At 69.9% G+C, this 17,550-nt stretch carries 15 protein-coding genes; 9 read left to right on the top strand and 6 right to left on the bottom strand.

Features of this window, described 5'->3' with window-relative positions:
* Positions 1–1,849 (bottom strand): DUF6600 domain-containing protein (locus GXW79_RS21590; RefSeq protein ID WP_211873266.1); only part of this gene is annotated, 1,849 nt, incomplete at its 3' end.
* A gap of 118 nt (positions 1,850–1,967) precedes the next feature.
* Positions 1,968–3,584: an ABC transporter substrate-binding protein gene (locus GXW79_RS05130; protein ID WP_211873265.1), complete on the bottom strand. Its 1,617-nt coding sequence runs from the start codon at positions 3,582–3,584 to the stop codon at positions 1,968–1,970.
* Between the two features lie 393 nt (positions 3,585–3,977).
* On the opposite strand from GXW79_RS05130, the gene GXW79_RS05125 reads away from it, so the two are divergent.
* From GXW79_RS05125 to acs, 4 genes are all read left to right on the top strand, one after another.
* Positions 3,978–4,943: a Bug family tripartite tricarboxylate transporter substrate binding protein gene (locus GXW79_RS05125; RefSeq protein ID WP_211873264.1), complete on the top strand. Its 966-nt coding sequence runs from the start codon at positions 3,978–3,980 to the stop codon at positions 4,941–4,943.
* 54 nt (positions 4,944–4,997) lie between these two features.
* Entirely contained in the window at positions 4,998–6,599 is a 1,602-nt protein-coding gene (locus tag GXW79_RS05120) for an ABC transporter substrate-binding protein (RefSeq protein WP_211873263.1), read from the top strand.
* A gap of 165 nt (positions 6,600–6,764) precedes the next feature.
* Positions 6,765–8,351, top strand: a complete 1,587-nt coding sequence (locus GXW79_RS05115; protein ID WP_211873262.1) for an ABC transporter substrate-binding protein — start codon at positions 6,765–6,767, stop codon at positions 8,349–8,351.
* An 80-nt stretch (positions 8,352–8,431) separates the two neighbouring features.
* Positions 8,432–10,366: an acetate--CoA ligase gene (gene acs, locus GXW79_RS05110; protein WP_211873261.1), complete on the top strand. Its 1,935-nt coding sequence runs from the start codon at positions 8,432–8,434 to the stop codon at positions 10,364–10,366.
* A 6-nt stretch (positions 10,367–10,372) separates the two neighbouring features.
* Here the strand turns inward: acs and GXW79_RS05105 are convergent, their stop codons facing one another.
* Positions 10,373–11,347: a Bug family tripartite tricarboxylate transporter substrate binding protein gene (locus GXW79_RS05105; RefSeq protein ID WP_246503725.1), complete on the bottom strand. Its 975-nt coding sequence runs from the start codon at positions 11,345–11,347 to the stop codon at positions 10,373–10,375.
* Positions 11,348–11,423: 76 nt separating this feature from the next.
* On the opposite strand from GXW79_RS05105, the gene GXW79_RS05100 reads away from it, so the two are divergent.
* Positions 11,424–12,233, top strand: coding sequence for an MBL fold metallo-hydrolase (locus tag GXW79_RS05100; protein WP_211873259.1), 810 nt, complete (start codon positions 11,424–11,426; stop codon positions 12,231–12,233).
* Positions 12,230–13,060: a hypothetical protein gene (locus GXW79_RS05095; protein WP_211873258.1), complete on the top strand. Its 831-nt coding sequence runs from the start codon at positions 12,230–12,232 to the stop codon at positions 13,058–13,060. The genes GXW79_RS05100 and GXW79_RS05095 overlap by 4 nt, the downstream gene beginning before the upstream one ends.
* Positions 13,061–13,062: 2 nt before the next feature.
* Here the strand turns inward: GXW79_RS05095 and GXW79_RS05090 are convergent, their stop codons facing one another.
* A complete protein-coding gene (locus tag GXW79_RS05090) occupies positions 13,063–13,776 on the bottom strand; it encodes a class II aldolase/adducin family protein (protein ID WP_211873257.1) in 714 nt (237 codons plus the stop codon).
* 28 nt (positions 13,777–13,804) lie between these two features.
* Here GXW79_RS05090 and GXW79_RS05085 point away from each other — a divergent pair, with 28 nt between their 5' ends.
* Complete coding sequence (locus GXW79_RS05085) at positions 13,805–14,776, top strand: Bug family tripartite tricarboxylate transporter substrate binding protein (protein ID WP_211873256.1); 972 nt, start codon at positions 13,805–13,807, stop codon at positions 14,774–14,776.
* 3 nt (positions 14,777–14,779) lie between these two features.
* Here the strand turns inward: GXW79_RS05085 and GXW79_RS05080 are convergent, their stop codons facing one another.
* Positions 14,780–15,325, bottom strand: coding sequence for an HD domain-containing protein (locus GXW79_RS05080; protein ID WP_211873255.1), 546 nt, complete (start codon positions 15,323–15,325; stop codon positions 14,780–14,782).
* A 45-nt stretch (positions 15,326–15,370) separates the two neighbouring features.
* Here GXW79_RS05080 and GXW79_RS05075 point away from each other — a divergent pair, with 45 nt between their 5' ends.
* Complete coding sequence (locus GXW79_RS05075) at positions 15,371–15,598, top strand: hypothetical protein (protein ID WP_211873254.1); 228 nt, start codon at positions 15,371–15,373, stop codon at positions 15,596–15,598.
* Positions 15,595–15,762, top strand: coding sequence for a hypothetical protein (locus GXW79_RS05070; protein ID WP_211873253.1), 168 nt, complete (start codon positions 15,595–15,597; stop codon positions 15,760–15,762). Before GXW79_RS05075 ends, GXW79_RS05070 begins: the two co-directional genes overlap by 4 nt.
* Before the next feature lie 327 nt (positions 15,763–16,089).
* Here the strand turns inward: GXW79_RS05070 and rho are convergent, their stop codons facing one another.
* The gene (gene rho / locus GXW79_RS05065; protein WP_211873252.1) at positions 16,090–17,364 is read right to left on the bottom strand and encodes a transcription termination factor Rho; all 1,275 of its coding nucleotides are present in this window, start codon (positions 17,362–17,364) and stop codon (positions 16,090–16,092) included.
* Positions 17,365–17,550: the final 186 nt, after the last annotated feature.

Below are 17,550 nucleotides of genomic sequence, written 5' to 3'. Positions count from 1 at the left end.
CGGCGACGGCGCCGGCGGTGCCGAGGCCACCACCCGGGCGCCCTTCCTGCGGCGGCACCACAGCTTGCGGCCCCGCGCCGGGCGGCCCGCCGGGACCGGCCGGACCCGGACGCAACCCACCACCCGGAGCCGCCGAGGGCCCGGGACGCGGACCACCCTGCTGCGGCACCACCAGCGCCGCGAGCGGCACATGCGTCTGTGAGGGCGGGCCGCTGCGCTGCGGCGTCGCCGTCGTCCCCGCCGGAAGCCCGATCCGCCCGGCCACCACCGGGGTCACGCCCAGCGTCAGGCCGGAGGGCGGCGGCGGCGCGGCGAGGAGCGGCGAGGCAGCAGCGCCGACCGCGATCGGCTGCGCACGGCCGCGCGTCGGCCGGCTCGCCGTCATGTCCGCGGCGGGAAGCGCACTGAAGGCGGCACGGTTGATGAAGGGAGCATCGAGCGCGCGCGGCGGCGGCGCGAACAGCGCGGTGCGCGGTCCAGCCGCCGCAGGGGGCGCCTCGCGGCGCCAGTCGCGCCAGCGCCCCTCCAGCGCGCGCGGGTCGCGCACGGCGTAGAGGTTCACGTTGCGCACATAGGCCGGGGAGGCGCGGAAGGCGGGGTAGTAGGCCTCGCGCGGCCCGAGCGGCACCCAGCCGATCCCCGGCCCGCGCGGCCCGAGGGCGGCGACGCCCACGAAGGCGACCAATGCGGGCGCCCAGATTGGCCGGCGCGGGCGCCAGGCTTCCTCGGCATAGGCGACCGGGCGCGGCGCCCAGCCCCAGCGCGGCCCGACGCGCACCCAGCGACCGTAGTGGAACGGCGCGAATCCCCAGGGCCGCTCATCGAGCCAGGTCCAGCCCCATGGTTGGCGCCAGACCCAGCGGCCCTCGCGGTAGGGCACGTAGCCGGGGTCGACAGTCGGATACCAGATGTCGCCGTATTCCGGCGCTGTCTCCCAGCGGCCGTAGCGGCCGAGATCCTCCGCGCCGGTCATCTGGCGTGCGGATTGCGGCGTGCCTTCGGTGGCCTTCGCGCCGAGCCCTCCCGCCCAGGCGACGAGTGGCGGCGGCGCGGCCACGCGACCGAGCACCGGGCCTTGCTCGGTGAAGGTCAGGGTCTGCCCCGCGCCCAGCGCCTGCTGGACGCCCTCGCTGACGATGATGAGGGCCTCGCCCGCGAGCACCGAGAAGCGGGCCGGCCGGAAGCCGCCGGGGGCATCGACGGGCGCGCCGGCCTCGACCACGTAGCGCCCGTCCCGGCTGGTCGTGAGCCGCGCCTGCGGCGTCACGACCTCGATCTTCTCCTGGTCGAGCAGGCCGGCCGCCTGGATGTCGAGGGCGCCGCGCGGCAGCGTCGCGATCAACCCTTCATCGTCCAGGCGCGCGATCTGGAGGTCCGTGCCCGCCTCGATCGCGATGGCGATCTGGTTGATCTGGATGGCGGCCCGGGCCCCGGCCTCGGTGTAGAGCGCGTTGCCCGCGGCGAGCGCGGTGTTCGCCGCGGCCGGGGTCCACTCATCCTCCGGCGACTGGCGGAAGGCGACGCTGCCCTGCACGCGGGCAAGGCGGCCAACCCGGCCCGGCGGCTCCTCGGCGACGGCCTCGACGTCATCGGGCGCGTCGGGGGCCGCCTCGCCGTCGCGCGGCAGGCGCAGGCCCAGCGATTGCTCGGCGCCGGGTGGCAGGGCGGTGTGGGGAACGAGCGGGTTCGGGGTCTCGGCCGGCAAGGTGCGAGGCGGCACCTGCGGGCTCTCGGCCGCCGGTGGTTCGCCCTTGCCCTGGGCCGGGGCAAGGCCGGGCAGCAGCGATAGCGGAATCGCGGCGAACGCCATCCGCCGGAAATTGCCGCGATTGCTCTTCGTGCCTGTCACCAGCCTCGTCCTCCCGCGCGTCGTGTCGCGCGCGGAAGATATCTAAGCGCGGCTCTGTGCAGAAACGATGGCAATCGATCCGTCGTGATGACGGCACGATCCGCCGGACGGCCTGGGGTCACCCCAGGCTGATCGGCGTCAGGTCCTGGAACCAGCTCTGCGCCTGGACGAAGCCGCGCACGTTGCGCGTCATGGCCCGCGGGTTGAGGTCGTGCGCGACGAACAGGAACAGTGCCTCGTCCAGCACCTTGTCATGCAGCTGCTTGAGGATGGCGTCCTGGGCGGGGATGTCGAAGGTCTCGTAGACCTGCTGGATCAGCGCGTCGTAGGCCGGGTCGTTCAGGTAGCCCCAGTTGTTCGCCACCGGCGAGACGAGGTCCGACTTCAGCAGCCGGATCATGGCGCTGTAGGGATCGAGCGCGGTGTAGGTCACGTTGATCGCGGTGCAGCCGCGGATGTTGGGCGAGCGCGCGCCCTCCCGCCACGTCGTCAGCAGCGTGTTCCAGTCGAACACCTCGAAGGTGATGTCGATGCCGATTTCCTTGAGGCTCTGCTGCAGCGCCTCGTTCATCGCGAGAGGCTGCATCTGGCCGGAGCCGGAGGCCGAGATCGCGACCTTGGTGCGCATCGGATTGCGCGGGGTGAAGCCGGCCTGGGCCATCAGCGCGCGCGCGGCGTTGGGGTCGTAGTTGAGGCGCGGCGAGCGCACCGGGTTCCATGGGCCGCCGACCGGCACCAAGCCGCCGCCCTCCAGCATCATCCCGCCCAGCATGTCCTTCATGCCGGCCCGGTCCACGCCGAGGTTGGCCGCGCGGCGGACGCGGACGTCGCGCCAGGGCGAGCCCTCGATGAGCGAGAGGTGCCAGGTCCAGTTATGGCCGTACTGGTTCGACGTGATGTTGAACCCGGCCTGGCGCAGCGAGGGGATGGCGTCGGGCGGCGGGGCCTCGACGAAATCGACCTGGTTGGAGCGCAGTGCCGCGACGCGCGTGTTGGGCTCGGGCAGCGGCAGCAGCGTCACGCGGCCCACCTTCGGGATGCGCGCCGTCTCCCAATAGTCCGGGTTGCGCACCAGCACGGCGCGCTCGCGGATGTTGAAGCTCTCCAACTTGAACGGGCCGGTGCCCACCGGGCGCTGCAGAAGCCGGTCATTGTCGCGGCCCGCCGCCTCCCAGGCACCCTGATGGGTGATGCCGGTCCAGGTCGCGCCATAGGGAACCAGGCTATCCACCGTGCGCGTCTCGAGGATGAAGGTGCGCTCGCCTTCGGCGTACCAGCGCAGGTTGGTCGGCATGCGGCCGCGCACCTGGGAGGAGCCGCGCGCGTCGTAATGCGGCGCGTCGGGCTTGAAGGCGCGGTCGTAGGAGAACACCACGTCCTCGGCGGTCAGCAGCTTGCCGTCGTGGAACTTCACGCCTTCGCGGATGGTGAAGATCCAGCGCTTGGGGTCATTGGGATCGACGCGCCAGGCGGTGGCAAGGCCGGGCCGCAGCGCGGCCGGGCCATCGGATTTGGACAGGTCCCACATCACCAGGTGGTCATAGAGCGTGATGCCCATGAAGCGGTGCCCCTCCGCACCCTGATCGGGCATGCCGTTTGGCAGCGGCACCGCGGAGGCGGTCATCCCGACGCGGAGGTTCGTCGTGGGCGCGCCCTGCGCGAGGGCGAGGTCCCAGGGCAGGGCGGCGGCGGCGAGGCCGCCGAGGAGGGTGCGGCGGCTGGGCGCGAAGGGCATGGGACGTCTCCGGAGCGATGGTTCGGGCAGGAATGTCGCGCGGGCAGCGTGGCGCTCGCAATCAGCCGGGCGGCGTTATTGGCGTCTTGCGGCCCTGGTTTGCCTCAATGATGGGCGGCGGAAGGGCTGTCTGCTCAGCCGTTATGCGACGGGGGGAAGGCACGGCGGAGGGAGGTCACAGCTTCGCCGCCGGTGCCTCCGTCGACGCGACAGCATTGACAACCCTGGCCCGGCCATGTGCGCGGCGCTCCGGCCGACGCGCTGCTCGCAGCCTCGTCGTCATCCGGTCTCTCACGCGCGCCGGCGTGGATGAGACACCGAGGTCGCCCTGCCGCAGCTTGCCCCGAGCGGGCGCCGAGACCACTCTGCCGGCAAAATACGGGAGGCTGTCCCATGACGCATCGTCGCACCCTATTGCTCGCGGGCGCCGCGCTCGCCGCGCCGCGCATCGCGCGCGCTCAGGCCTGGCCAACGCGGCCCGTCACCCTGGTCACCGGCTATGCTCCGGGCGGCCTCACCGACCTGACGGCGCGGGCCATCGCTGAGCGCATGCAGCGCGACCTCGGCCAGACCGTGCTGGTCGACCCAAAGCCGGGCGGCGCCACCTCCCTCTCCGCCACCCAGGTCGCGCAGGCGCGCCCGGATGGCTACACCCTGCTAATGGGGGCGACCTCGCTGGCCATCAACCCGGCCTTGCAGCCGAGCTTGACCCCGCGCGACCCGCGGCGGGAGCTGCTACCGGTCGGCATGGCGTACACCAGCCCCTTCGTGCTGCATGTGCACCCGGACCTACCGGTCCGCACGCTCCCCGAGCTGATCGCCTACGGCAAGGCGCGGCCGGGGCAGCTCAACTTCGGCTCCTCCGGCACCGGGGCGGTGAACCACCTGTGCCTGGAGATGTTCAAGCGCGATGCCGGCATCGATGTGGTGCACATCCCCTATCGCGGCGGTGCGCCGGCGCTGATCGACCTGCGCGCGGGGCGCATCCAGGGCATGTTTGCCGCCGTGCTGGAGGCGCTGCCCACGATCCGCGAAGGCCATACGCGCGCCATCGCCATGTCGTCCGCCGCCAGGCTGCCGCTGATGGCCGATGTGCCGGCGGTGGCGGAGACCCTGCCGGGCTATGACGGCGTGTTCTGGCAGGGGTTGTTCGCCCCCATCGGCACCCCGGCCCCGATCGTGGAGCGGGCCGCCACGGTGCTGCGCGCCGCGACCGAAGACCCGGAGCTCGGCGCGCGGCTGGCGGCGCAGGGCGTCGCCCTGCAGACCGGCAATGCCGCCTACCTCGCCGATCTGCTCGAGCGCGAGACGGTGACCTGGGGCCGGCTGATCCGGGAGGCGAATATCCGCGCGGAGTAGCGCGGCGCGGCATTTGCTAGCTTTGGGATCGCAGGTTCCAGGGGGTCATGGGTCATGAAGCCATTTGCATGGGCGCTCGCGGCGATGGCCGCGCTTGCGCAGCCGGCACTCGCGCAGCCCGCGCCGCGCACCCTGCGCATCGCCATGACCGCGGCCGACGTGCCGACCACCTCCGGCATGCCCAACAATGGCTATGAGGGGATGCGCTTTCTCGGCTACCCGATCTTCGAGCCCTTGGTGCAGTGGGACCTCTCCCGCGCCGACGTGCCGGCCGATATCCGCCCCGGCCTCGCCGAGCGCTGGGAACAGGATGCGACCGATCCGCGCAAATGGCGCTTCTCGCTGCGCCGGGGCGTGGCCTTCCATGACGGGACGCCGTTCAATGCGGATGCGGTGATCTGGAACCTCGATCGGTTCTTCCGCAATGACAGCCCGCAATTCGACGTCACCGGCAGCGCGATCGCGCGCGGCCGCATCTCCGTCATGGGTGCGTATCGCAAGATCGACGACTTCACCGTCGAGATCGAGACGACGCGCCCGGTTTCCTACTTCCCCTATCTGGCCACGCTGATCCTGTTCACCTCGCCGGCCTCCTTCGAGGCGGGTGGGCGGCAATGGGCGCAGGTGGCCGCGCTGCCGCCGGCCGGCACCGGCCCCTTTCGCCTGACGCGCTTCGTGCCGCGCCAGCAGGCGGAGCTCTCGCGCAACGCCACCTATTGGGAGGAAGCGCGCCGCCCCCGCCTGGATCGCGTGGTGCTGCTGCCGATGCCGGAGGCGAATACGCGCCTTGCCGCGCTGCGCTCCGGGCAGGTGGATTGGATCGAAGTACCGCCTTCGGATGCCATCGCCTCGCTGCGCACGGCTGGGTTCCAGGTGGTCACGAACTCCTACCCGCACGTCTGGCCCTGGGTGTTCGCCGCCGGGCGTGCGAGCAGCCCGACCTCCGATGTGCGCGTGCGCCAAGCGCTGAACTACTGCTTCGATCGCGGCGGGATGGTGGCCCTGCTGAGCGGGACGGCAGAAGCCTCGGTCGGCTTCTTCAAGCCGGAGGACCCGCGCTTTGGTTCGCCGCAGAACCGCTATCGCCTGGATGCGGCGCGCGGCCGTGCGTTGCTGGCGGAGGCAGGCTATGGCGCGCAACGGCCGCTGCGGCTGAAGATCGCGATCTCGCCCTCCGGCTCGGGCCAGATGCTGCCGCTGCCGATGAACGAGTTTCTGCAGCAGAGCCTGCGCGAGAATTGCGGCGTCGAGATCAGCTTCGAGGTGGTGGAGTGGAACACGCTGCTGGGTGCGCAGCGCGTGGCACCGGACCAGCCGGCCTGGCTGGGGGCGGATGCGGTGAACATCTCGCTGGTGTCGTCGGATTCATCGCAGATGGCGCGGTGGTTCCTGGGGTCCAATGCATCGCCGCGCGGGTCCAATGCGGGGCATTGGCTGGATGCGCGGTTCGATGCGGCCTTCAGCGCGCTGGAGACGGAGCGGGATCCGGCGCAGGTGCAGGCGCAGCTGCGCGTGGCGCATGAGCGGCTGGTGGATGATGCGCCGTGGCTGTGGATTGTGCATGACCTGAACCCGCGGGCGATGAGCCGACGCGTGCGAGGGTTTGTGTCGGCGCAGAGCTGGTTTCAGGATTTGACGACGGTTGAGGTGCAGTAAGACTGGGTGAAAAGAATTTCCCCCAGACTCCCATTCTTTTATTTTTGGCTTTTTGGTGCTGGCTATGAGGAAGCACCAATAGATAGAAAAGAAAGAATGGGGCGAAAACGTATACGTTTTCGGGGGAAAGTCATTTCCCCCATGCTTTCTTTTTGGAGGGGGCTCATGAAGAAGCTTATTTTGGCGCTGATCCTGCTGGCGATGCCTGCCATGGCACAGCAACCGCGCGTGCTGCGCATCGCGATGACCGCGGCGGACGTGCCTACCACCACCGGCATGCCCAACAACGGCTTCGAGGGCATGCGCTTCCTCGGCTACCCGATTTTCGAGGGGCTGGTGTTGTGGGACCTGTCGCGCAGCGACCAGCCAGCGACGCTGCGACCGGGCCTCGCCGAGAGTTTCGCGCAGGACCCCAATGACCCCAAGATCTGGATCTTCCGGCTGCGCCCTGGCGTGACCTTCCACGACGGGACGCCGTTCAACGCCGATGCGGTGATCTGGAATTTCGACCGCTACTTCCTCAACACCAGCCCGCAATTCGAACCGGCGGCGAGCGGCATCAGCCGCGCGCGCGTCACCATCCTCGAGAGCTATCGCAAGATCGACGACATGACGATCGCGATGACCACCGTGCGGCCGGCCTCCTACTTCCCCTACATGGTCGTGTACCTGCTGATGACCTCGCCACAGTCCTTCGAGCAGGCTGGTCGGGACTGGGCGCGCGTCGCGCTGCTGCCGCCGGCGGGGACGGGGCCGTTCCGGCTGTCTCGCGTGGTGCCGCGGCAATCGGCGGAGCTCACGCGTCATGACGGGTATTGGGACCGCACGCGCATCGCCCGGCTGGACCGCATCCTGCTGCTGCCGATGCCGGAGGCGAATACGCGCATGGCGGCGCTGCGCTCGGGCCAGGTGGATTGGATCGAGGTGCCGCCGCCCGATGGCATCCCCTCGCTGCGCCAGGCAGGATTCACGATTTCCACCGGCAGCTACCCGCATGTCTGGCCGTGGTTCTTCCAGATGGAGGGCGACACGCCGTTCCGCGACGTCCGGGTGCGCCAGGCGCTCAACTACTGCGTCGATCGCACCGGCATGGTGGGGCTGCTGAACGGCACGGCGGAGCCTTCCGTGGGCTGGCTGAAGCCCGGCGACCCCGCCTTCGGCACGCCCGATAATCGCTACAGTTTCGACCCGGCGCGCGGGCGTGCGTTGCTGGCGGCGGCTGGCTTCAACGCGCAACGGCCGCTGACCTTCAGGGTGCTGATCTCGCCCTCGGGGTCGGGCCAGATGCTGCCGCTGCCGATGAACGAGTTCCTGCAGCAGAACCTGCGCGAGGCCTGCGGCGTGCAGGTGAATTTCGAGGTGGCGGAATGGAACACGCTGCTGACGGCCGTGCGCAGCCCGCCTGGCGCGCCGATCCTGAACGGGGCGGTGTCGATCAATCCGTCCTCGCCATCGTCGGACCACTCGGTGGCGGTGCGCTACTTCATGCGCGCGGCCTTCCCGCCCACGGGCTTCAACTGGGGGCAATGGGTGGACCCGGCCTTCGAAACCGCGATGGGTCAGCTGGAGTCGGCGCGCGACCCGGCGGCGGCGACGGCGGCCTTCGCGCTGGCGCATGCTCGGTTGGTGGACAACCCGCCCTGGCTCTACATCGTGCATGACCTGAACCCGCGCGCGATGAGCAGGCGGGTGCGCGGGTTCACCCCGGCGCAGAGCTGGTTCCAGGACTTGGTGCCGGTGGAGGTGCAATAAACCCGGCCATCATTGACGCGGCGCAAGGCGACGAGGAAAAGGGTCCCTAAGAAGACCGTCGCCTTGGGAGGAATGCCGCAATGGCCGATGACCTGATGATCGCCGTGAAGCCCGAGATCGCGGAGCACGCGCGCGTCACCGCCGCGCAGCGCGAAGCGATGGTGGCCGAGGCGACCGCCGACCCCGACGCGTTCTGGGCGAAGGAAGCGCAGCGCATCGCCTGGATGCAGGCGCCGAGCATCATCAAGAACACCAGTTTTACGGGTGATGTGTCGATCAAGTGGTTCGAGGATGGGGTGCTGAACGCCTCCGTCTCCTGCCTCGACCGGCACCTGGCCACGCGCGGCGACCAGGTCGCGATCCTGTGGGAAGGCGATGACCCGAGCACCGATGCCAAGGTCACCTACCGGCAGCTGCATGAGCGCGTGTGCAAGCTGGCCAACGCCATGCGCGGCATGGGTGTCGCGAAGGGCGACCGCGTCTGCATCTACATGCCGATGATCGTGGAGGCGGCGGTCGCCATGCTCGCCTGCGCGCGCGTGGGTGCGGTGCATTCGATCGTGTTCGGCGGCTTCTCGCCCGACAGCCTGGCCAGCCGCATCCAGGATTCCGAATGCGTGATGTTGATTACCGCCGATGAAGGCCGGCGCGGCGGCCGCAAGGTGCCGCTCAAGGCCAATGCGGACGAGGCGCTGAAGGCCTGCCCCTCCATCAGCAACGTGATCGTGGCGAAGAACACCGGCGGCGCCGTGGCGATGCAGGCCGGGCGCGACCATTGGTGGGCGGATGCCTGCGACGCGCAGCCGGCCGAATGCGCGCCGGAGCCGATGAACGCCGAGGACCCGCTCTTCATCCTCTACACTTCGGGAAGCACCGGGAAGCCCAAGGGCGTGCTGCACACGACCGGCGGCTACATGGTCTGGGCCAGCTTCACGCATGAGAACGTCTTCGACTACCGCCCCGGCGAGATGTACTGGTGCACGGCCGATGTGGGCTGGGTGACCGGGCACACCTACATCGTCTACGGCCCGCTCGCGAACGGCGCGACCACGCTGATGTTCGAAGGCGTGCCGAGCTGGCCCGACAATGGCCGCTTCTGGCAGGTGGTCGCCAAGCACAAGGTGAACATCTTCTACACCGCGCCCACCGCGATCCGCGCGCTGATGCGCGACGGCGAGGGGCCGGTTAAGAAGCATGACCGGTCGTCCCTCCGCATCCTGGGTTCCGTCGGCGAGCCGATCAATCCCGAGGCCTGGCTATGGTATTACCGCGTGGTGGGCGATGAGCGCTGCCCGATCGTGGACACCTGGTGGCAGACCGAGACGGGCGGCATCCTGATCTCGCCGCTGCCGGGCGCGGTGGGCCAGAAGCCGGGATCGGCCACGCTACCGCTGCCCGGTGTGCTGCCGGCGCTGGTCGACAATGAGGGCACGCTGCTCGAGGGCGCGACCGAGGGCAACCTTGTGATCCTGGATTCCTGGCCGGGGCAGATGCGCACGGTCTATGGCGACCATGAGCGCTTCATCCAGACCTATTTCTCCACCTTCCCCGGCAAGTATTTTACCGGTGACGGCGCCCGGCGCGACGCGGATGGCTACTGGTGGATCACCGGCCGCGTGGATGACGTGATCAACGTCGCCGGTCACCGCATGGGCACAGCCGAGGTCGAGAGCGCGCTGGTCGCGCATGCGTCCGTGGCGGAGGCGGCCGTGGTCGGCATGCCGCACGACATCAAAGGCCAGGGCATCTACGCCTATGTGACGCTGATTGCCGGCGTCGAACCCACCGACGCTCTTCGCAAGGAACTGGTCGCCTGGGTGCGGAAGGAGATCGGACCGATCGCGACGCCGGACGCCATCCAATGGGCGCCGGGGCTGCCGAAGACGCGCTCCGGAAAAATCATGCGCCGCATCCTGCGCAAGATCGCGGCGAACGAGACCGAGGGGCTGGGCGATACTTCGACGCTCGCGGACCCAAGCGTGGTGACGGACCTGATCGACAACCGGGTGGGTTAGCGCGTCTCAATCCGCGCGGATGTTCCCTTCGCGGATTACCTGCCGCCACCGTGTCAGCTCGCCCGCGATCAGCGCGGTGTAGGGGCCGCTCTTCAGATCCCCTGGCCGCACGCCGATGCTCGCAAAACGCTGCTTCACCGTGTCCGAGGCCAGCGCCTCCGCGATCAGCGCTTCCCAGCGCGCGGCGAGCCCGGGCGGGATGCCCGCGGGCGCCGAGAAGCCGAACCAGTTGGTCGATGTGACGCCCGCGAACCCGGCCTCCGAAAACGTCGGCACGTCGGGCAGCGTCGCGTCGCGCGCCGTCTCGCTCTGCGCGATGGGCTTGAGGCGACCGGCGCGGATATGGCCCATCGCGGTCGGCAGGCTCTCCATCAACGACGGCAGGTTGCCCGCGATCACATCCGTCATCGCAGGTGCGGAACCGCGATAGGGCACATGCGTCAGCTCGACCCCGGCGGCGCGGCCGAACAGCTGCCCGATAAGATGGTTCATCGTGCCATTGCCGCCCGAGCCATAGGTGAGCGCGCCCGGCTGCACCCGCGCGGCCGCGATGTACTCGGCCAGGGTCGCGGCGGGAAAGGCGGGGTTCACCAGCAGCACCGAGGGGAAGGTGCCGATGCTGTGGATGTGCACGAAATCGCCCATCGGGTCATACGGCACGTTCGCGTAGAGCACCGGCCCGATGCCGTGCGAGGCCGCGTTCGAGATCATGACCAGATGCGCATCGCCGCGCGCCTTGGCGACCAGGTCGGTGCCGACCAGCCCGCCGGCGCCGGGGCGGTTCTCCACCACGATCGGCTGGCCGAGGCGATTGCCGAACCACTCCGCCAGGGTGCGCGAGAGGATGTCCGCGGCACCCGCGGGCGGGAAGTTCACGATCCAGCGGATCGGGCGTTCCGGCCAGGCGGGCTGCGCCGCGACGCCCCGGGCCAGCAGCAAGGCGGGTGCGGCGAGCAGCGCGCGTCGGGAAGGGCGAGGCATCATTCAAACTCCGGCATTGGCGCCTTGCGCGCAGGGCGCGTTGTTTGCAAGGCTCGTGCCGCCCTGGAGACACGCCATGCCGGCCTTCATCTGCACCGCCTGCGGCATCCAGCACGCCGAGAGCGACGCGCCGCCCGCATCCTGCGCCATCTGCGCCGATGAACGCCAATACGTCCCCCCGACCGGGCAGGGCTGGACCACGCTGGAGCGGCTGCGGCGCACCCATATGGCCACGTTCCGGATGGAGGGCGCGCTGCTCGGCATCGGCACCGCGCCGGCGGTGGGGATCGGCCAGCGCGCGCTGCTGCTGCGCACGCCGGCGGGCAATGTGCTGTGGGATTGCGTGAGCCTGATCGATGACGCGATGGTGCAGGTCATCAACGCGCTGGGCGGCCTTGCCGCCATCGCGATCTCGCATCCGCACTACTACACGACGCAGGTGGAGTGGAGCCGCGCTTTCGGAGGCGTGCCGGTGCACTTGCACGCCGCCGACCGCGAATGGATCATGCGCCCCGACCCCTGCATCGAGTTGTGGGAGGGGGATGCGAAGCCGCTGCTGCCCGGCGTCACGCTGATCCGCGCCGGTGGGCATTACCCCGGCGGCACCGTGCTGCATTGGGCGGAGGCCAAGGGCGCGCTGCTGACCGGGGATCTGCTGCAGGTGGTGGCGGACCGCGCGCATGTCGGCTTCATGTGGTCCTACCCGAACTTCATCCCGCTGGGTGCGGCGCCGGTGCGCGGCATCGCCGCGCGCATCGCGCCCTACCGCTACGACGCGGTCTACGGCGCCTTCTGGGACCGGGTGATCCTGTCCGGTGCGGAAGATGCGGTCGCGCGCTCCGTCGCGCGGCACGTCGACTGGGTGGGGCGGACCGAAACGGGATGATCCCGGGCATCGCCATCGCCGCGCTGATCACGGCCGCCCTCGCGCTGCTGCTGGTGGGTGCGGGGTTGTGGCGCATGACGCAGCCGGCCGATCGCGGTCGCCTGGCGCTGGGCTTCGCGCTCGCGCTGCCGTTGCAGCCAGGCGCGTTCTGGCTGGTGCGGATGCCGCTGCACCATGCGCTGGTCGGCGCGCTCGGCACCGAGGGCGTGATGGCCTGGCTGCCGATCCTCTACGCGCCGGTGACGGAGGAAGCCGCGAAATGGGCGGTGCTGTTGGCGGTGTTCCGCGGCGTGCGCCCGACCCTCGCGCTGCCGGCGGCGCTGGCCATCGGTCTCGGATTCGGGATCGGCGAGATCGGCTTCCTGGCCGAACGCCTCGCGCGAAGCCCGGCCATGGCGGCGCTGCCCTTCTGGATGTTCGGCGGATTCCTGGGTGAGCGCATCAGCGTCTGCATCATGCACGGGCTGTTCATCACGCCGCTCGCCTTCGCCCTGGCGCATGGCCGCGGCGCGGTCCTCGCGGGGCTGGCCGGCATGGGGGCGCACCTCGCACTCAACGCCCCGATCCTGCTGATCGGCGCCGCGCCCTTCGGTGTGCCGGCGGAGGTGTGGCAGGGGCTGGTTTCGCTGTGGCTGGCGCTGATGCTGGTGGCGGGGCTCGCCTGGGCCATCGCGGCGCACCGGGGCGCCGGTGGGCGTTCACCCTTGGGCGAAAGCGATTGTCCGGAATGCGGCAAGCGCTATCCGCGCCCGCTGCTCGCGGCCAATCTCGGCGCCTGGCGCTATGAGCGCTGCCCCTGCCGGAAATGGCACCGCGTGCGCGCCTGAGCTCAGCCGAGGCGAGCGACGCGTCCGTCCCAGACCCGGGCGAGGGTTTCGGCGTTCAGCAGGCGGCGCGACGTCTCGGCGGCCTTGGCCTCGCTCAGCGTCGGGACGTCCCGGTGCGGGGCGCCGCAGGACAGCGCGACGGCGGCATTCTCGGCCATGTAGATCGCGATCATCACCGCCTCCGCGATGGATCCGCCCACGACCACCGCGCCGTGCGCGCGCAGCAGCGCGGCGCGATGCGGGCCGAGCGCTTCGGCCAGGCTCCAGGCTTTCTCGGCGGTGTCGACCAGCATGCCGCCGGCGCCGAAGGGCGCGCTGTCCCAGAGCGGGATGTCCCAGCCGGCGATCGAGCCGGTGTGGAAGACTGGGCGCAGCGGCGGCGCGCCGGGCATGGTGAAGGGCAGCAGCGGCCGCGCATGGTGGTGGATGCAGACCTGCACATCCGGCCGCAGCGCGAAGACGCCGGCATGCAGCACGGCTTCGGAATAGCTGCGCACGGTCGGGTCTTCACAACGGCCTTCGGCATCGTAGCGGCGGAAATCCTCGACGGTGACCAGGTTGGGCGGCCGCGCTCGGGAGAGCCAGAACCAAGTCGGATCCTCGGGATCGCGCAGCGCGATGTGGCCGAAATCATCGACGACATTCTCGTGCGCCAGGATGCGGTTGGCCCGGCCCAGCTCTTGCAGTGCCGCTTCGATCGCCGTTCCTGCCTGCATGCGAAAACCTTCTTTTCGGACCCGATCGATGACCCTGCCACCGATGCACCGCCGCGCCCTGCTTGTCACCCCTGCCCTCGCCCTCGCGCGCCCGGCGCGCGCTCAGGCGCGCAGCGTGCGCATCGTGGTGCCCTACCCGCCCGGCGGCGGCATCGACATCTCCGGCCGCATCTTCGCCGAGGCGCTCGCGCCGCGCCTGGGCGAGAGCTGGGTGGTGGAGAACCGCTCCGGTGCCAATGGCGCCATCGGCAGCCAGGTCGTGGCGCGCGCGGAAGCCGATGGCCGAACCTTGCTGTGCAATTCCGACAGCCATCTGCTCGCGCGCGGCGTGATGCGGCAGGTGCCCTATGACCCCGTCGCGGATTTCACGCCGATCGCGCGGCTCGCGGTCTCGCCGCTGGTGCTGATCGGCGCGCCGGGTCTGGCCGCGACGGACCTGCCGGCGCTGGTCGCGGATATCCGTGCGCATCCGGAGCGGCACGCCTTCGCCAATACCTCGCTCGGCACCTCCGGGCATCTCGCGACCGAGGTGTTCCGCCTCGAGGTCGGGCAGCCGGTGCTCGTCGTCTCCTATCGCGGTACGGGACCGGCGCTGCAGGATGTGGTGGGCGGGCAGACCAGCCTGATGATGGCGCCGCTGCTCTCCGCCCTGCCGCTGATCCAGGGCGGGCTGGTGCGCGCCTATTGCGTGACCGGCACGGGGCGCGCCGGCGTCGCGCCGGAGATCCCCAACGCCGCGGAGCGCGGGATGCCGGCGCTGGCCGCCATCGCGCCGTGGTTCGCGCTGTGGGGACCGAAGGGGCTGGCCGAGGCGCAGGTCACGCGCATCCATGGCGCCGTGCGCGAGGCCTCCGCCACGCCCGAGGTGCGGCGCAAGCTCGCCGATCTCGGCGGCGAGCCGGTTGAGGGCGAAAGCCCGGCGCAGTTTGCCGCCTTCATCGCGGAGGCGACCGCGCGAGGCCTCGATGTGCTGCGCCGCGCCGGCGTCGAACCGGAGTGAGCGTCAGGCCTCGGCGGCGAGGCGGGTGAGCGCGGCGCGGTAGGTCGTGTCGAACAGCGCATCCAGCGCCGGGTTCACGCCCTTGAGCCCGACCGCGACGCGCCCGGCCCAGCCGACATATTCGACGCGGCGGGCATGCGGCCAATTGGCCGGGGGGCTCTCCATGATCGCCCGCAGGTTGGAGATCTTGTCGGCGAGCTTGAGTTGCTTGGCGGCATCGGTCCGCTGCGCCGCATGGCTGATCTGGAGCGCCTTGCGCATCTCCTTGGGCAGCGTCTTGTCGTCGGTGGCTTCGGCCACGATGGCGGCCACGGTGTCGCCGAAGCCGGCGATGAGCTCCTCCGGCGTCACCTCGGTGTCCTCCACCGTGTCGTGCAGGTAGGCGGCGATGACGGCCTCGCGCGGGGCGCCATGGGTCGCGAGGATCTGCGCCACCTCGATGACGTGGTGGACATAGGGCTCGCCGGCCGCGCCCTTGCGGGTCTGGCCGGCATGGGCGCGGGCGGCGAAGGTTTTGGCGCGCTGGAATTCGGGATCGGTTTCGGTCATGCTTTACATCCTAGTCAGAGAGCAATTGTTTCGGGAACGCTTTCCATGCAGGACGCCCATTCGCTCGCCACGCGGGCCTTTCTCGAATGGCTGGAGAAGGCACCGCGCGGCTATGAGGAGACCATGGCGGGTTGGCGCAGCTCCTGCCCGCGCCTCGCCCTGTGGGAGGATGCGCTGGCCGAGGGTTTCATTCGTGTCGAGCCAGAGCCTGGCGGCATGAGCACCGCGCGGGTCGCGGTGACGGAAGCCGGGCGCAACTGGCTGCGGGGTTGAGGCGACGCGCGGCGCTGCTGTTGCTCGCCACCCCTCCCGCCGCCGCACAGACGCCGCTACGCGCGCGCGTCGAGACCAGGCTGCGCGATGCGCGGGCGATCCTGCGCCCGCACAGCGCCGTGGGGCGTGGCGACGACCCGGTGGAATTCATCCGCCGCCGCTAACGTGCAGCGGCCGGTGTTTCTGGCTCTGGTCGCTGAATGGCTAGCCGACGCCGGCCCCCCACACCACCGTGCTGCGCGACGTGACCCGCGCCCGCGAGGCGACCGACACAATGGACGAAGACGGCGCCATCGCCTCGATTGCCAGCGCACCTTGTCGCGCGTGCCGCGATAACTCCCCCACCTCTCTCCGGGCCGCGCCCTTTCGCGGACCGCCCGCCGCGAATGCGGCGCGCGCCTAGTGGCGCGAGGCAAGCCGCCGGAGGCGGCGCCCGCCGCTTGAGGGCTCAAACAGCGCCTGATTTTGAGAGCCCGCTTGGGCTCTGAAAATCAGGTGTTCATCGCGTCAAAGAAGTCCTGATTGGTCTTGCTGTACTTCAGCTTGTCGAGCAGGAATTCCATCGCGTCCTGCGTCCCCATCGGATTCAGGATGCGGCGCAGCACCCACATCTTGGACAGGCTCGCGCGATCGACCAGCAGTTCTTCCTTGCGCGTCCCCGACTTGGTGATGTCGATCGAGGGGAAGATGCGCTTGTCGGACAGCTTGCGGTCCAGGATGATTTCGCTGTTACCGGTACCCTTGAACTCTTCGAAGATCACCTCGTCCATGCGGCTGCCGGTGTCGATCAGCGCGGTCGCGATGATGGTGAGCGAGCCACCTTCCTCGATGTTGCGCGCAGCACCAAAGAAGCGCTTGGGGCGCTGCAGCGCATTGGCGTCCACGCCGCCGGTCAGCACCTTGCCCGAGGAGGGCACCACGGAATTGTAGGCGCGCCCCAGGCGGGTGATGGAATCCAGCAGGATCACCACGTCGCGCTTGTGCTCGACCAGGCGCTTCGCCTTTTCCAGCACCATCTCGGTCACCTGGACGTGGCGCGTCGCCGGCTCGTCGAAGGTGGAGGCCACGACCTCGCCGCGCACGGTGCGGGCCATGTCGGTCACTTCCTCGGGCCGCTCATCGATGAGCAGGACGATCAGGAAGACCTCGGGGTGGTTGGCGCTGATGGATTTCGCGATGTTCTGCAGCATCACCGTCTTGCCGGTGCGCGGCGGTGCGACGACCAGCGCGCGCTGCCCCATGCCGATGGGCGAGACCAGGTCGATGACGCGGTGGGTGTAGTCCTTCTGCGGGCCCTTCGCGACGGCCTCCGCTTCGGGGTTCTCCATCTTCAGACGGCGCGTCGGATACAGCGGCGTGAGGTTGTCGAAGTTGATGCGGTGGCGCAGCGCCTCGGGGGGCTCGAAATTGATCGCGTTGACCTTGAGCAGGGCGAAGTAGCGCTCCCCATCCTTTGGGGCGCGGATCTGGCCCTCGACGGTGTCGCCGGTGCGCAGGCCGAAGCGGCGCACCTGGGCGGGGGAGATGTAGATGTCGTCGGGGCCGGGGAGGAAGTTGGCCTGCGGGCTGCGCAGGTAGCCAAAGCCGTCGGGCAGGATCTCGAGCGTGCCGTCGCCAAAGATGGCCTGCTCGTTCTCGGCGAGCTGCTTGAGGATCGCGAACATCATGTCCTGCTTGCGCAGGGATGAGGCGTTCTCGATCTGCAGGTTTTCGGCGAAGAGAAGAAGGTCGGCGGGGGTTTTCGCCTTAAGTTCGGAAAGGTGCATGGGTCGCGGTGCGTCCGGCGTGTGTGTGGGGGTGGGCCCTGCCGCGCGGCATTCGCCTGCGCTGCGCCGCGATGCCTGGAACGGCCGCGGCATTGAACCCGAAAGGAGAGAGGAAGGTCTGGGGCGGCGAGGAAAGCGCCTCGCCGTGGCAACGTTTCCAATGCTTAAGCGGAAGGCCTGGGCACG

The sequence above is a fragment of the Plastoroseomonas arctica genome, from assembly GCF_018128965.1.
GTDB lineage: Bacteria > Pseudomonadota > Alphaproteobacteria > Acetobacterales > Acetobacteraceae > Plastoroseomonas > Plastoroseomonas arctica.
This window is presented reverse-complemented; position numbering and strand designations above follow the sequence as displayed.

Bases quoted from the DNA above. Each gene is read 5' to 3' on its own strand.
- GXW79_RS05115 (WP_211873262.1), top strand. From the start codon at position 6,765: ATGAAGAAGCTTATTTTGGCGCTGATCCTGCTGGCGATGCCTGCCATG.
- GXW79_RS05080 (WP_211873255.1), bottom strand. From the start codon at position 15,325: ATGACCGAAACCGATCCCGAATTCCAGCGCGCCAAAACCTTCGCCGCC.
- GXW79_RS05120 (WP_211873263.1), top strand. From the start codon at position 4,998: ATGAAGCCATTTGCATGGGCGCTCGCGGCGATGGCCGCGCTTGCGCAG.
- GXW79_RS05130 (WP_211873265.1), bottom strand. From the start codon at position 3,584: ATGCCCTTCGCGCCCAGCCGCCGCACCCTCCTCGGCGGCCTCGCCGCC.
- GXW79_RS05125 (WP_211873264.1), top strand. From the start codon at position 3,978: ATGACGCATCGTCGCACCCTATTGCTCGCGGGCGCCGCGCTCGCCGCG.
- GXW79_RS05075 (WP_211873254.1), top strand. From the start codon at position 15,371: ATGCAGGACGCCCATTCGCTCGCCACGCGGGCCTTTCTCGAATGGCTG.
- GXW79_RS05090 (WP_211873257.1), bottom strand. From the start codon at position 13,776: ATGCAGGCAGGAACGGCGATCGAAGCGGCACTGCAAGAGCTGGGCCGG.
- GXW79_RS05085 (WP_211873256.1), top strand. From the start codon at position 13,805: ATGACCCTGCCACCGATGCACCGCCGCGCCCTGCTTGTCACCCCTGCC.
- rho (WP_211873252.1), bottom strand. From the start codon at position 17,364: ATGCACCTTTCCGAACTTAAGGCGAAAACCCCCGCCGACCTTCTTCTC.
- GXW79_RS05105 (WP_246503725.1), bottom strand. From the start codon at position 11,347: ATGCCTCGCCCTTCCCGACGCGCGCTGCTCGCCGCACCCGCCTTGCTG.
- acs (WP_211873261.1), top strand. From the start codon at position 8,432: ATGGCCGATGACCTGATGATCGCCGTGAAGCCCGAGATCGCGGAGCAC.
- GXW79_RS05095 (WP_211873258.1), top strand. From the start codon at position 12,230: ATGATCCCGGGCATCGCCATCGCCGCGCTGATCACGGCCGCCCTCGCG.
- GXW79_RS05100 (WP_211873259.1), top strand. From the start codon at position 11,424: ATGCCGGCCTTCATCTGCACCGCCTGCGGCATCCAGCACGCCGAGAGC.